Raw genomic sequence first — 13,417 nt, forward strand, 5'->3', positions numbered from 1 at the left:
CCTGCCGCGCGGGCGCGGGTCGAGCCCGTCCCGGAGAGTCATGTCCAGCCCCCTCGCGTCCCTCACCCGGGGCGCCCGCCCCGCCCCCACCCCCCACCCGCACGGCGTCCCCCTCCCCGTCCGCGTCGACGGCGTCGGTGTCGACTTCGGCAAGGGCCCCGTCCTCGCCGACCTCGACCTCCACGTGCCGCGCGGCGCCGTCCACGCCGTGCTCGGCCCGTCCGGCTGCGGCAAGTCGACGCTGCTGCGCGTCCTCGGCGGCCTCACCAGCCCCACGACCGGCACCGTCCGGCTCGGCGACGACCCGGTCGTCGAGGGCGACGACCGGGTCGCCGTCGTCTTCCAGCAGCCGCGGCTCCTGCCCTGGCTCGACCTGCGCGCCAACGTCGCCCTCGGCGCCACCCGCCGCCGCCGGCACGACCCCTCGGCGGGGAACGCGGTCGAGGTCGACGAGCTGCTCCACCGCGTCGGGCTCGACGGCTACGGCGACTACCGTCCCGCAGCCGTCAGCGGTGGCATGGCGCAGCGGACGGCGCTCGCCCGCGCGCTCATCGCCCGGCCCGGCGTGCTCCTGCTCGACGAGCCCTTCGCCGCGCTCGACGCGCTCACCCGCCTGCGGATGCAGGCCCTCGTCGACGAGCTCGTCCACGCCGACGGCACGACCGTCGTCCTCGTGACCCACGACGTCGACGAGGCCGTCCGGCTCGCCGACTCCGTCACCGTCCTCGGCGCCGCCGGCTCCGGACGCGCGACCGGGGTGGGCGTCGACCTCGACCGGCCCCGCGACACCACGGACCCCGAGCAGCTCGCCGCCGCCGCCCGGCTGCGGACCCGGCTGCTGTCGCTCGTCGGCGTGGGGGACGACGCATGAGCGCCCCCCGCCCCCACCCCACCCCCGACCGTCCCGACCGCACCTGGAGAACCCCCGTGACCCGCACCGTCCTGTCCCGCCGCACCCTCGGCGCGCTCGCCGCCACCGCCGCCCTCGCCCTCGGCGTGGCCGCCTGCGGCTCGGGCACGAGCACCGACGACGCGTCCGCCGCCGCGGGCACCGAGACCGCCGGGCTCAGCACCGACACCATCAACCTCGACTACGCGTACTACAACCCCGCGAGCCTCGTCCTCAAGGATCAGGGCTGGGTCGAGGAGGCCGCCGGTGACGGTGTCGAGGTGACGTGGACCCACTCGGCCGGCTCGAACAAGGCGAACGAGTCCCTGCGGGGCAGCATCGTCGACTTCGGCTCCACCGCCGGGTCCGCCGCCTTCGTCGCCCGCGCGAACGGCCTCCCGCTCAAGACCGTCGACGTCCTCGGCCTGCCCGAGTGGTCGGCCATCGTCGTCGGCCCCGAGAGCGACATCACCTCGGCCGAGGACCTCGCCGGGAAGACGGTCGCGGCGACGCTCGGCACCGACCCGTACTTCTTCCTCCTCCAGACCCTCGCCGACGCCGGCCTGTCCGCCGACGACGTCGAGGTCGTCAACCTCCAGCACGCCGACGGACGGACCGCGCTCATCCGCGGCGACGTCGACGCGTGGGCGGGGCTCGACCCGATGATGGCCGACGCCGAGCTCAACGAGGGCGCGCAGCTCGTCGTCCGGGCGCCGGAGCGCAACACCTTCAGCGTCCTCAACGTCCGCGAGGACTACCTCGAGGAGCACGGTGACGTCGTCGCGCTCGTCCTCGAGCAGTACGAGCGGGCCCGGCAGTGGATCGCCGACAACCCGGAGGAGGCCGCCGAGCTCCTCGCGAGCGAGTCCGGGGTGTCCGTCGAGGTCGCCGACACGGTGCTCAACGAGCGCACCGACCTCACCGTCGACCCGGTCCCCGGCGAGGACCTGCGGGCCGTGCTCGAGCGGATCACGCCCATCGTCGTCGCCGAGGAGCAGGTCGACAGCGAGGAGGCCGCGCAGACCTCCCTCGAGGGCCTGTTCGGCGGCGAGACCATCACCGAGGTCGTGGGGGCACAGGGATGAGCGTCGACACCCACCACGAGAGGCGGACCGCCGTGACGTCGCAGCAGCCGACGGCGCCGGTCGAGCCCACCACGGGCATCGCCCCGGGCGCGTCCGGGTCGTCGGTGGCCCGCCGTCCGCGCCGGTTCCGCCCGTCGTGGCGGGGCTGGCTGGGGCTCGTCCTGCCCGTGCTCCTCCTCCTCACGTGGCAGCTCGTCACGACCAGCGGGCGCGTGTCGCCGTCGGTGCTCCCGCCGCCGGTCGACGTGCTCGGCGAGGCCCGGCGGCTCATCGAGAACGGCGACCTCTGGCCGACGATCGGCATCAGCGTCCAGCGCGTCCTGCTCGGCTTCGGCATCGGCGCCGCGCTCGCCGTGGTCACCGGCATCGCCGTGGGGCTCAGCCGCGTCGTCGACGCGCTGCTGTCCCCGGTCCTCGTGGCCGTGCGGGCCGTGCCGTCGCTCGCCTGGGTCCCGCTCCTCATCCTGTGGGCGGGGTTCGGTGAGCTGCCGAAGGTGACGCTGGTCGCGATCGGGGCGTTCTTCCCCGTCCTCGCGACGCTCGTCGCCGGGATCCGCCAGGTCGACCTCGGCCTGCTCGAGGTCGCGCGCGCCTACGGGCTGTCGTGGCGGCAGCGGGTGACGACCGTCCTGCTGCCGAGCGCGGCGCCGTCGCTGCTCGCCGGCGCCCGGCTGGGTCTCGCGCAGGCGTGGCTCTTCCTCGTCGCGGCCGAGCTCATCGCGTCCTCGCAGGGGCTCGGCTTCCTCCTCGTCGACAGCCAGAACACCGGCCGCGTCGACGGGATCCTGCTGGCGATCGTGCTGCTCGCCGTCATCGGCAAGCTGAGCGACGTCGTGCTCGCGCTGGTCGAGAAGCGGGTGCTCGCGCGCCTGCGCTGACCCGCGCCGACGACGGACGGGTGAGGGCGGACAGCGACCGCTGACACCGGCCCCGGCCCCGCGCTACGGTCCGCCCGGAGGGGCGGGTGGTCGCGTGGGTGATCTCGCAGGGTCCGGCTGGTACGCGAACGCGCAGCGCAACCGCCGGGAGGGCCCCCGGCCACCGGTGGCGCCGGCAGCGAGCGCCGTGCACGCGTGGGGCACGGCGACGGTCGTGGCCGGGTGGCTCCTGCTGGCCGTGGGGCCCGTGACGCTGCTGTGGCTGCTCGACGCGACCGCACGCGACGCCGGTGGGACGACCGGTCTCGTCACGCCCCTCCTCGTCCTCAGCCTCGTGCTCGCCTGTCTCGGCGTCGCTCTCGTCGCGCTCGGCCGCGGCGTGCGGGCGGTCGCGTGGCTCGCGCACCAGCACGCCGGCGAGCGGGCGACTCAGTCCACGTAGCGGGCGGTGAACGCGTTGCCGAAGGTGGCGGTCGGGTCCAGCGAGCGGCGCAGCTCCCGGAAGTCGTCGAGGCGCGGGTAGAGCGCCTGGACGGCCGCCGGCTCGGCGCGGAACACCTTCCCCCAGTGCGGCCGGGCCGCGAACGGCGCGAGCGCCTCCTCCAGCGCCTCGACGACCGGCAGCACCCGCTCGGTGTCGGGCACCCACGTGAAGTGCACGCCGAGGCTGTCGCGACCCTCGGCGGGGCTCAGCCACAGCCCGTCGGCGGCGATGCTCCGCAGCTCGCTGACGGCGAGGACGGGGTGGACGAGGTCGGCGAGCCCGGCCACCGCGCGCAGCGCGGCCACGGCCTGCCCGCGCGGGACGAGCCACTCCGACTGCAGCTCCTCACCGACGCTGGGGGTGAACTCGAGCCGGAAGTGGGGCAGCCGCGCGAACCACGGCCCGGGCTCGCCGAGCTGCTGCGTGGCGTGGTCCGCGGCCTCGCCCGGGACCGGGTGGCGGGCGCCGTCCGCGGGGGTGGTGCCGAGCCACCCCTCGGGCAGCGGCTCCGCGTCGACGAGCCGCTTGCACCAGACTGCCGCGCGACGCTCGGGGCCCCACGTGGTGAAGACGCTCACGCTGTACCCGGCGGCCATCACGTCGTCGAGGTGGTCGTCGAGCGCGTCGAGCGGCAGTCCCTCGAGCACGGTCTGCGTGAGGTCGTAGGTCGGGACGGTCGCGAGGTCGAGGTGCGTGACGACGCCGAGCGTCCCCAGCGACACGACGGCACCCGGCAGCCGCGGGTCGTCCGCACCGACGTCGAGGACGTCGCCGTCCGCCGTGACGAGTCGCAGTCCGACGACCGACGCGCCCAGCACCTGGTTCCCGTCGCCGGAGCCGTGGGTGCCGGTCGCCGCCGCGCCTGCCACGCAGATGTGCGGCAGCGAGCCCATCGACGGCAGGGCGCGGCCGGCCGCGTGTAGGCGCTCCACGACGTCGCCGTAGCGCAGCCCCGCCGCCACCCGCACGACCCCGGTGGCGGTGTCGAGGTCGACGTCGGCGGGCATCTGGTCGAGGACCACGAGGTCGCCGTCGGTGTCGGCGACCGGGGAGAAGGAGTGGCCGCTGCCGAGCACCCGCAGCCGGGACGACGCGGCGACGAGACGGCGCAGCGACTCCTCGTCCGCGGGCCGGTGGACCTCCCGTGCCGCGAATGTGACGTTCCCGGCCCAGTTCCGCAGCGCTGCCACGGTGACACTGTGCCGTACGCAGGACGGCGGCGACCGGGCCGTGCCTACACTCCGGCGTGAGCCGCACCGCACGTGCCGTGACCGGGTCCGTCCTGGCCGGCGTCCTCCTCCTCGTCGCGATGGTCGCCGGGGTCCTCGCCGGCACGACGGGGGGTGGGGTCGACCGGTTCCTCGGCGAGGTGATGGCCGAGGATCTCTCCGGTTCCGCGCAGGCGGAGGTCCTCGACGTCGACGACGAGTTCGACCCGACGTGGCCGACGGTCGACGTCCGCTTCACGACCGACGACGGTGAGGTCGTCGTCACGTACGTGGACTGGGAGTGGAGCGACGAGGTGCCGGAGGTCGGCGACACGGTCGAGGTCGCCTACGACCCGCTCGACCCGGAGTGGGCGTTCGCAGCGGACGACCCGTACGTCGACGGGGCCGCGGGCGGGACGCCGTCGTCCCCGGCGGATTCTGTCGTCGCGCGCGCCGCGGGCCTCGTCGCGCTCGGCGCCCTCGGGGCCGTGGTCCTCGTCGCGGTCCTCACCGTGGTGGCGGTCGCGACGGCACCGGCGAGGACGGTGGCGGCGCCCCCGGCCGGGCCCTTCCCCGTGGCCGCGGACCCGTACCGGCCGGTGGGACCGCGTCCCGCTCCCGGGCCGCGGGACCGGGACTGGGCGTCCCCGTCCTGACGAGACGTCGCGCGGGCGACGTGCGAGCGTGGGGGTATGTCCGGATCGCCCCGCCCCGTCCGTGCTGTCGTCCTGCTCGCCGCCCTGTCGCTGGTGCTGCTCCCCGGCTGCGTGAGCGACCGGCTGCCCGACGAGGGGCCGCAGGGCGCCGTGACGGCGGGGCCGCCGCCCGAGGACACCTCGGCGGGGGAGACGGCCGAGCCGATCGACCCGACCGGGGCGCCCGAGACGACCGACGCGACCGGGGCGGGCGAGGCGACCGGCGCGGCGGGGGACGCGCTGGCGCCGTGCGAGGCGGCGCTCGCCGAGGGCGGCGACCGGATCTCGGACGCGTTCGACGCGTGCGAGACGTACGAGGAGTTCCGCGACGCGGCCGCGTCCTACCCGGACGCGCTCGACGGCAACCAGCCCGACATCTTCGTCTTCGACCGGTGCGAGAGCCTGCCCGCCGTCCAGGGCTCCGCGCTGTGCGAGGACATCGAGCAGGAGGGCGGCTGAGCCGGCGCCCGGCTCACCCGGGCAGCGCGTCGCGACGCGCGAGGAGGAACATCCGCTCGTGCGCGTTGCCGGTGAGCGCGGCGGCCCGGTCGTACTCCCGCCTCGCCTCCGCGGTACGGCCCAGCTCGCGGAGCAGGTGCGCCCGGACGGCGTGCCCGTACGGGTAGGTGTCCGGGACGCCCGACTCGTCGACGGCGGTGAGCGCCGCCCGCGCCCCGTCGACCTCGGCCAGGGCGACCGCGCGGTTGAGCGCGACGACCGGGGTCGGCCAGACGTGCAGGAGCCGGTCGTAGAGGCCGAGGAGCTCCTCCCAGTCGGTGCCCGCGTAGTCCGGGGCCGTCGCGTGGCAGGCGGCGATCGCCGCCTGCAGGGCGAACCGGCCGGGCGGGCGCGCCCGCAGCGCCCGCCGCACGAGCCGGTCGGCCTCGGCGACGACGTCGCCGTCCCACAGCGACCGGTCCTGCTCGGCGAGGAGCAGCAGCCGCCCGTCCGGGCCCTGGCGAGCGCGCCGCCGGGCCCAGGTCAGCAGCACCAGGGCGTGGACGGCGAGGACCTCGGGCTCGTCGGGCATGAGCCCGGCCAGGGCGCCCGTCAGCTCGCGCGCCCGCAGCAGGAGGTCCTCCCGGACCACGTCCTCGCCGACCGGCGCCGTGTGCGCGGCGGTCAGCAGCAGGTGGACGACCGAGAGGACGGTGTCGAGGCGGTCGGGCAGCTCGGCGCCGGTCGGGACGCGGAAGGGGACGCCGGCCGCGGCGATCTTCTTCTTCGCCCGGGTGACGCGTGCGGCCACCGTGGCCTCCTGCACGAGCAGGAGGCGCGCGGTCTCGGCGGTCGTGAGCCCGCAGACGAGGCGGGCCGTCAGCGCGACCTGGGCGTCCCGGGCGAGGGACGGGTGGCAGCACGTGAAGAGGAGCCGGAGCAGGTCGCTGCCGAACACCGCGGGCACCTCCCTGCCGGCCTCCCGGTCGACGTCGTCGCCGACCTCCGTGAGCACGTCGTCGGTCGCCTCGGGGACCACGAGCAGGGGGAGACGGCGCGCGAGACCGGCGCGGCGGCGCAGCTGGTCGAGGGCACGCCGCCGCGCCGCGGTGACGAGCCACCCGACCGGGTTGGTGGGGACCCCGTCGTGGCGCCACCGCTCGGCGGCCTGCGCGAACGCCTCGGCGGCGGCGTCCTCGGCGAGATCGAGGTCGCGGACGGTCCGGGCGACGGCCGCGACGACGACGGACCACGACCCGCGGTGGGCCCGGTCCAGCGCGTCGTCGGCCGCCGCCGCGGTCGCCGGTGGGCCGGTCAGTCGAACTCCATGACCGGACGCACCTCGACCCCGCCGGCACCGGCAGGGCAGAGACGGGCGATCTCGATGGCGTGGTCGAGGTCGCGGGCGTCGATGACGTAGTAGCCGCCGAGCGCCTCCTTCGACTCGAGGAACGGGCCGTCGCTCAGCTCGCCGCCGCGGATCGTCGTCGCCGTCGACGTGGGGTGCAGGGCCTCGCCGCCGACGATGGTGCCGCCGTGCTCGCCGACGGCCGCCGAGAACGCCTCGTGCTCCGCCATGGACGCCTGCCACTCCTCGGGCGTCGCGTCGACGTACTTCGTCTCGTCCTCGTAGATCAGGACCAGGTACTTGGCCATGGTGGCCTCCTCCGGGATGGGTGGGTCGGACACCATGCTGTCGCTCGGGACCGGCCGGGATCGACAGCCGGCGGCGACTACGTCTCGATCCGGTTGCCGTCCTCGTCCCAGTGGGCGGCGACCTTCTTGCTCGGCTGCACCCGCGGCGGCTCGCCCGGCATCTTCGGGTAGTCCGGCGGGAAGTTGAGCTCGCCGCCGGGCAGCGTCTCCCACAGCTCGAGCAGCGGCTCGAGCGCGAAGGCCTCGTCGTCCATGCCGGCCCACGGGTCGCCGCGCCCGGCGAGCAGCGCCGGCACCGTGGCGAGGGTGAGGCGCGCCGGGTCGTCGAGGTCGGCGAGCTCGTCCCACGTGAGCGGTGTGCTGACCGGTGCACCGGGCCGGGCCCGCAGGCTCCACGCGCTGGCGATGGTGCGGTCGCGGTTGTTCTGGTTGTAGTCGAGGAACACGCGCTCGCCGCGCTCCTCCTTCCACCACGCCGTCGTCACCTGGTCGTCGCGGCGCTCGAGCAGGCGGCCCAGGCCGATGGCGGCGTGGCGCACGTCCTCGAAGGAGTACCGCGGCTGGATGCGGACGTAGACGTGGACGCCGCGGTTGCCGCTCGTCTTGCAGAAGCCGGTGAGCCCGAGCTCGGCGAGCAGGTCGCGGGTCAGCAGCGCCACGCGGCGCGCGTCGGCGAAGCCGGTGCCGGGCTGCGGGTCGAGGTCGAGCCGGAGCTCGTCCGGGTGGTCGACGTCGGGGCGTCGCACCGGCCACGGGTGGAACGTGAGGGCGCCCATCTGCGCCGCCCACACGAGGGCGGCGGGCTCGGTGGGGCACAGCTCGTCGGCGGGGCGTCCGCTGGGGAAGGTGATCCGGACCGTCTCGACGAAGTCGGGCGCACCCCTCGGCAACCGCTTCTGGTAGAAGCCGTCGCCCTCCCGGTCCTGCGGGCCGGTCGCCAGACGCATGCCCTCGCGCCAGCCGTCCGGCCAGCGCTCCATGGCCGTCGGCCGCTCCCCGACGGCCCGCAGCATCGCCTCACCGACCGTGGCGAAGTACTCGCACACCTCGAGCTTCGTGACGGCCGGGGTGCGGTCGGTGGCCTCGTACACGACGCGGTCCGGGCTCGTCACGCGGACCTCCCGGTCGCCTGCCTGCACCGTCGCGGCCGGGGCCTTCGCCATGCGGCCACCGTAGGCCCGCCGCCCGTCAGTCGGGTGCTTCTGTCGGGGGTGGGGCGGCAGACTGCCGCCGTGGACCTGCCTGTCATGCCGCCCGTCAAGCCGATGCTCGCGAAGCCCGGCGACGGCATCCCGCCCGGTCACCTCTACGAGCCGAAGTGGGACGGCTTCCGGGCGATCGTGTTCCGCGACGGCGACGAGGTCGTCATCGGCAGCCGCAACGAGCGGCCTCTCACCCGCTACTTCCCGGACGTCGTGGCCGCGGTCCTCGACGCGTTCCCGGAGCGTGCGGTCGTCGACGGGGAGGTCGTCGTCGCCGACACCGCCCGCAACCGGCTCGACTTCGAGGCGCTCCAGCAGCGCATCCACCCCGCCGACAGCCGCGTCCGGCTGCTCGCGGAGCAGACGCCCGCGGCGTTCGTCGCGTTCGACCTGCTCGCGCTCGGCGACGAGGACCTCACCCAGCGACCCTTCGCCGAGCGCCGCGAGCGGCTCGAGCAGGTGCTGCCCGCCGACCACCCGTCCGTCCACGTCACGCCCGCCACGAGCGACGAGGCCGAGGCCGCCCGCTGGTTCGAGGTCTTCGAGGGGGCGGGCCTCGACGGGCTCGTCGCGAAGAAGCCGGACCTGCGCTACCAGCCGGACAAGCGCGTCATGACGAAGGTGAAGCACGTGCGGACCGCCGACTGCGTCGTCGCGGGCTACCGGGTCCACAAGTCCGGTCCCGACGCGCTCGGCTCGCTCCTGCTCGGGCTGTACGACGACGACGGGACGCTGCAGAGCGTCGGCGTCTGCGGCAGCTTCACGATGGCGCGGCGGCGCGAGCTCCTGCAGGAGATGCAGGAGCTCGTGACGGACCTCGACGAGCACCCGTGGAACTGGGCGGCGCACGAGGCGGGGGAGCGCACGCCCCGCAAGAACGAGCAGAGCCGCTGGAACGCCGGCAAGGACCTGTCGTTCGTCCCGTTGCGGCCCGAGCAGGTGGTCGAGGTCCGCTACGACTACATGGAGGGGACCCGGTTCCGGCACACGACGCAGCTCGTGCGGTGGCGCCCGGACCGGGAGCCGCGCAGCTGCACGTACGACCAGCTGGAGACCCCGGTCCGCTTCGACCTCACCGACGTCCTCACAGGGCCGGGTGTGACGACGGAGCCCCGCCCTGCCGGTCGGCAGGACGGGGCTCCGTCGGTTCGTCGCGCGGGGCGCGATCAGGGGCGCTGCAGCCCCGGCGGGACGACCGAGACGACCGTCTCGTCGACGCTCGACTCGTCGGCGTCGCTCACGCGCACCGCGACCGGGTAGTCGCCGGGCGGCCGGTTGCCGCGGAACTCGGCCGTCGGGCCGGTGCCGTCGTCGAACTGCCCGTCACCGTCGAGGTCCCACTCGAACGTGATGTCCTCGCCCTCGAGGTCGAACGAGGCCGAGGCGTCGAGCGTGACCCGCGCACCCGGCTTCACCGTGTACGGGCCCCCGGCGTCCGCGACGGGCGCGGTGTCGAGGCTGAGCCCCACCACGACGGGGTCGTGGTCGCTCGAGCGGTACGCGTTCGGCTCGAACAAGGGCAGCGCGGTGGACTCCCGCTCGAAGGCCGCCTCGCCGGTGTCGCGGACGGTGTCGTTGTAGTCGAGCAGCGGCACCTCGTCGGCGTTGATCTTCCAGCCGCCGGCGCCCGCCACCTGCGCCGCGAGCGACTCGGTGGCCAGCGCGTGGTCGAGGTGGCCGAGCTGGCCGTCGAACACGTACCCGTAGGACTCCAGGCCCTCGTACTGCTCGAGCAGGTCGACGTAGCCGGCGTCGCGGAGCGTCTCGATGGGCCGCTCGAGCGAGTAGGAGTTGAGGTCGCCGATGACGAGGAAGTCCGGGTCGCCGCTGCCGGTGGGGTCACCGGCGAGGTGGTCGACCAGCGCCTGCGCCGCGAGGGTGCGCGTGAGGTCGCAGTTGCCCGAGCCGTCCTGCGGGGAGTCGTCGCCGTCGCCGCAGCCGGAGCCCTTGCTCTTGAGGTGGTTGACGGCCACCGTCACGACCTCACCCGTCGCGACCTCCTCGAAGGTCTGGATGAGGGCGGGGCGGTTGCGGTCGTCACGGAAGCGCTCGTCGTCCTCCTGGGTGAGGAGGTCGAAGTCGCCGACGGGCGCCACCGTCGTCGTGTTGTAGACGAACGCCTGCTTGATCGCGTCCGTGCCGATGAACCCGGTGTCGACGTAGTCGAAGGTGCCGGGTGCGGTCGCGGCGTTGAGCGCCTCGACGATCTGCTCGGTGGCGCGACCCTCGTCGTTCTCGATCTCGATGAGGCCGAAGACGTCCGCGTCGATCTCCACCAGCGCGGCGACGATCTTCGCGAGCTGGCGCTCGCGCTCCTCCTCGGAGTCCGCCCCGCGGCAGTCGGCGGTGCCGGCGGGTCCGCAGGGCCCGCTGTTGTTCGACGACGTCGTGTCGATGGTCGCGAAGTAGTTGAGGACGTTGAAGCTCGCGACCGTGAGGCGGCCGCCCACGTCGTCCGGCGACGCCGGCCGCGGGTTCGCCCGCTCGAACGTGTACTCGACACCCGGGATCGGACGCAGCTTCCACGCCCCGAAGGCGTACTCCATGACGCCGGTGAGCCCGGTGACGGTGTCACCGCCGCGGACGTAGTTCTCCGCGCTGAAACCGGGCGTCGGGTAGTAGTACGGCTCGTTGTCGAGCGGGCCGCTCGTGGCGTCGTTCTGGTCGTTGCTGTCGTCGTCGAGGACGATCCGGCGCGTCGCGAGGTCGGCGAGGAACGCCTCGTAGCCCTCGACCGACGGGGTGTTCGTCTGCGTGAACTGGTAGGGCCGCTCCTCGGCGGTGAGGACGATCTCGCCGAACCGGGCGAGCTCGAAGTACTCGCTCACCACCAGCGTGGTCGCAACCGTCGTGATCATGCCCTCGACGGGCTCGAAGGTCGCCGGGTCCTCGGTCGAGCCGCCCGCGGGGAGCGAGACCGTGGTCGCGCTCGGCAGCGGCAGGTCCGAGTCGAGCACCTCGACCTCGCCGGCGGTGGCGTCGACCTGCGTGTTGCCGAAGAACTCGCCCACGGTCCCGACGACACGGACGAGGTCGCCCGCGGCGAGGTCGGCCGGGCACTCCGCGCGGCAGAACACGTAGACGCCCTCCGACGTCGCCGGGTCGGCGTCGGCGTCGGCGTCCTCCTCCTGGACGAAGAACCCGTCGAGCACGTCGCGGCTCGTGATGAAGGACGTCACGACGGCCTCGACCTCGACCTCCTGCCCCGCCAGCGGGGAGGTGGCGCCGGAGCCCTGGACCTCGGACACGAGGCTCTCGAGCGGCTCGGGGTCCTCCCCGCCGCCGCCCCCGTCGCCGTGGGAGCCGAGCCCGTCGAAGGTGTCGGTCGGGAACCCGTCCCACTCCTCGGCGGGGTCGAACGCGTCGCTGCCGTCCGCGTCGCCCGCGTCGACCGACGACTTCCGCCGCAGCGTGTTGTCGGCGGTGCTCGTGAGGCCGCTGCCCCACTCGCTGCCGGGGTCCGTGCCGATCTGGCCGATGACGTCGACGAGGGTGGTGCCGGAGCGGAGGGCGACGGCGTCGTCGCCGTTGAACCAGCCGGCGCCGTTCGTCTGGTCGGCCTGCGCGAGGATCGTCGCCGAGGCGTTGGACTGCGCGAGCACGTGCACGTCGCCCGCGGCGACGGTGCCGGTGAGGGCGATGGTCAGCCCGGCGGTCGTGCTGCCGTTGAAGAACATCTGGACGCTGTAGCCGCTGAGGTCCACGGGGGCGCCGGTGTTGTTGTAGATCTCCAGGGCCTTGTTGTTGCTCGACCCCTCGATGTACTCCGAGAAGTACAGGTCGGTGGCGGCGGCAGCGGGAGGGGCTGCCGCGAGCAGGCCGGCGACGAGGGCGAGCGGCGCCGCGGCGGCAGCCGCTGGTCGCAGTCTGCGCCGCGGCGACGCGACGCGTGGGGGCTGGTGGGTCACGAAGGGGTCCTTCCCGGTCGTCCGTTGACCTGTCGAACCTAGGCCGACGGGGTGAACGGAGGCTAGACATCGCTCGAAGCCGTCGTGAAACCGGCGGAGCGGCGCCGCCCGCCCGCGCGCGACATAGTCTCCGGGACCGTGCTCCTGCTCCTCCCGCCCTCGCAGGGCAAGTCGCCCGCACCCCGGCGCTCGCGACCGGTCGACCTCGCCTCCCTCAGCCGGCCGGGGCTCACCGGCGCCCGCGACCACGTCCTCGACGCGCTCGCCGCGGTCAGCGCCCGGGCCGACGCCCGCGACGTCCTCGGGGTCGGCGCCTCCCTCGCCGCGGAGGTCGAGCGCAACACGCGCGTGCGCACCGAGCCGGCCGCCGACGTCACCCGGGTCTACACCGGGGTCCTCTTCGCCGCCGCCGACCTCGCCGGACTCCGGGACCCGATGAGTCCCACGGCCCGGCGGCGCGCCCGCCGGCACGTCGTCGTCCTGTCGGGGTTGTGGGGTGCGCTCGCCCCGGGCGACCGGGTGCCCGCCTACCGGCTGTCGATGGGCACCGACCTGCCGGGCGCGGGCCCGCTCGCGGCCTTCTGGCGCCCGCACCTGCAGCGCGAGCTCGCGCCCGCCGCCGACGGTCTCGTCGTCGACTGCCGTTCCGCGGAGTACGCGGTCGCGTGGCGGCCCGCCCGTGGGGCGGAGGACCGCCACGTCACCGTCCGCGTGCTGTCCAGCGGGGCGGTCGTCTCCCACCACGCGAAGCACGCCCGGGGGGAGCTCGTCGGTCACCTCCTGCGCCGCGACGGCCGGGTCCCGGGCACACCGGACGCGCTGGCCCGCGCGGCCGCCGAGCGGTGGGGACGAGAGGCGGTCGAGCTCGTCCGGAGCGGACGCGGGTGGCGCCTCGACGTGGAGACCGGGCCCGTCGCCCTCAGGTGACAGCCGGTCCGTGCCGACTTCCTGGGAGCCGTCGGAGAGGACCTGCC

Annotated in this window: 13 protein-coding genes and 1 pseudogene; 8 read left to right on the plus strand and 6 right to left on the minus strand. The window is 74.8% G+C overall.

All coding sequences use genetic code 11. The annotated features are described in order from the left end of the window. Window positions 1-40: 40 nt before the first annotated feature. From WAB14_RS04000 to WAB14_RS04015, 4 genes are all read left to right on the plus strand, one after another. Window positions 41-871 (plus strand): ABC transporter ATP-binding protein, encoded by an 831-nt coding sequence (locus WAB14_RS04000; protein ID WP_340267655.1) that lies wholly within the window; start codon window positions 41-43, stop codon window positions 869-871. Between the two features lie 56 nt (window positions 872-927). Next, window positions 928-1,974 (plus strand): aliphatic sulfonate ABC transporter substrate-binding protein, encoded by a 1,047-nt coding sequence (locus WAB14_RS04005; RefSeq protein ID WP_340267656.1) that lies wholly within the window; start codon window positions 928-930, stop codon window positions 1,972-1,974. Next, the gene (locus WAB14_RS04010; RefSeq protein ID WP_340267657.1) at window positions 1,971-2,852 is read left to right on the plus strand and encodes an ABC transporter permease; all 882 of its coding nucleotides are present in this window, start codon (window positions 1,971-1,973) and stop codon (window positions 2,850-2,852) included. Before WAB14_RS04005 ends, WAB14_RS04010 begins: the two co-directional genes overlap by 4 nt. A gap of 94 nt (window positions 2,853-2,946) precedes the next feature. Then, entirely contained in the window at window positions 2,947-3,294 is a 348-nt protein-coding gene (locus WAB14_RS04015) for a hypothetical protein (protein WP_340267658.1), read from the plus strand. On the opposite strand, the gene WAB14_RS04020 is transcribed toward WAB14_RS04015, so the two are convergent. Continuing rightward, the gene (locus tag WAB14_RS04020) at window positions 3,282-4,526 is read right to left on the minus strand and encodes an FAD-binding protein (protein ID WP_340267659.1); all 1,245 of its coding nucleotides are present in this window, start codon (window positions 4,524-4,526) and stop codon (window positions 3,282-3,284) included. The genes WAB14_RS04015 and WAB14_RS04020 overlap by 13 nt on opposite strands. A 56-nt stretch (window positions 4,527-4,582) precedes the next feature. Here WAB14_RS04020 and WAB14_RS04025 point away from each other — a divergent pair, with 56 nt between their 5' ends. Both WAB14_RS04025 and WAB14_RS04030 read left to right on the plus strand, forming a co-directional pair. Continuing rightward, on the plus strand, window positions 4,583-5,200 hold the full coding sequence (locus WAB14_RS04025; RefSeq protein WP_340267660.1) for a DUF3592 domain-containing protein: 618 nt from the start codon (window positions 4,583-4,585) through the stop codon (window positions 5,198-5,200). Window positions 5,201-5,236: 36 nt separating this feature from the next. Then, entirely contained in the window at window positions 5,237-5,698 is a 462-nt protein-coding gene (locus WAB14_RS04030) for a hypothetical protein (protein WP_340267662.1), read from the plus strand. 13 nt (window positions 5,699-5,711) lie between these two features. On the opposite strand, the gene WAB14_RS04035 is transcribed toward WAB14_RS04030, so the two are convergent. The 4 genes and pseudogenes from WAB14_RS04035 to ligD form a co-directional block, all read right to left on the minus strand. Further along, complete coding sequence (locus tag WAB14_RS04035; RefSeq protein WP_340268455.1) at window positions 5,712-6,692, minus strand: RNA polymerase sigma factor; 981 nt, start codon at window positions 6,690-6,692, stop codon at window positions 5,712-5,714. A gap of 63 nt (window positions 6,693-6,755) precedes the next feature. After that, window positions 6,756-7,046: pseudogene (locus WAB14_RS04040) on the minus strand (sigma factor); the annotation flags it as partial. Beyond that, entirely contained in the window at window positions 6,992-7,333 is a 342-nt protein-coding gene (locus tag WAB14_RS04045; protein ID WP_340267663.1) for a YciI family protein, read from the minus strand. The gene WAB14_RS04045 and the pseudogene WAB14_RS04040, both read right to left, overlap by 55 nt. Before the next feature lie 77 nt (window positions 7,334-7,410). Beyond that, the gene (ligD, locus tag WAB14_RS04050) at window positions 7,411-8,496 is read right to left on the minus strand and encodes a non-homologous end-joining DNA ligase (RefSeq protein WP_340267664.1); all 1,086 of its coding nucleotides are present in this window, start codon (window positions 8,494-8,496) and stop codon (window positions 7,411-7,413) included. A 69-nt stretch (window positions 8,497-8,565) separates the two neighbouring features. On the opposite strand from ligD, the gene WAB14_RS04055 reads away from it, so the two are divergent. Continuing rightward, the gene (locus WAB14_RS04055; RefSeq protein WP_340267665.1) at window positions 8,566-9,795 is read left to right on the plus strand and encodes an ATP-dependent DNA ligase; all 1,230 of its coding nucleotides are present in this window, start codon (window positions 8,566-8,568) and stop codon (window positions 9,793-9,795) included. On the opposite strand, the gene WAB14_RS04060 is transcribed toward WAB14_RS04055, so the two are convergent. Then, window positions 9,702-12,443 carry an ExeM/NucH family extracellular endonuclease gene (locus tag WAB14_RS04060; protein ID WP_340267667.1) on the minus strand — a complete coding sequence of 914 codons (2,742 nt, stop codon included), beginning with the start codon at window positions 12,441-12,443 and terminating at the stop codon, window positions 9,702-9,704. The two genes, WAB14_RS04055 and WAB14_RS04060, sit on opposite strands and share 94 nt — an antisense overlap. Before the next feature lie 138 nt (window positions 12,444-12,581). Between WAB14_RS04060 and WAB14_RS04065 the strand changes: the two genes are divergently transcribed. After that, window positions 12,582-13,370, plus strand: coding sequence for a YaaA family protein (locus tag WAB14_RS04065; protein ID WP_340267669.1), 789 nt, complete (start codon window positions 12,582-12,584; stop codon window positions 13,368-13,370). Window positions 13,371-13,417: the final 47 nt, after the last annotated feature.

Source organism: Aquipuribacter nitratireducens (genome assembly GCF_037860835.1).
Classification (GTDB): Bacteria; Actinomycetota; Actinomycetes; order Actinomycetales; family JBBAYJ01; genus Aquipuribacter; species Aquipuribacter nitratireducens.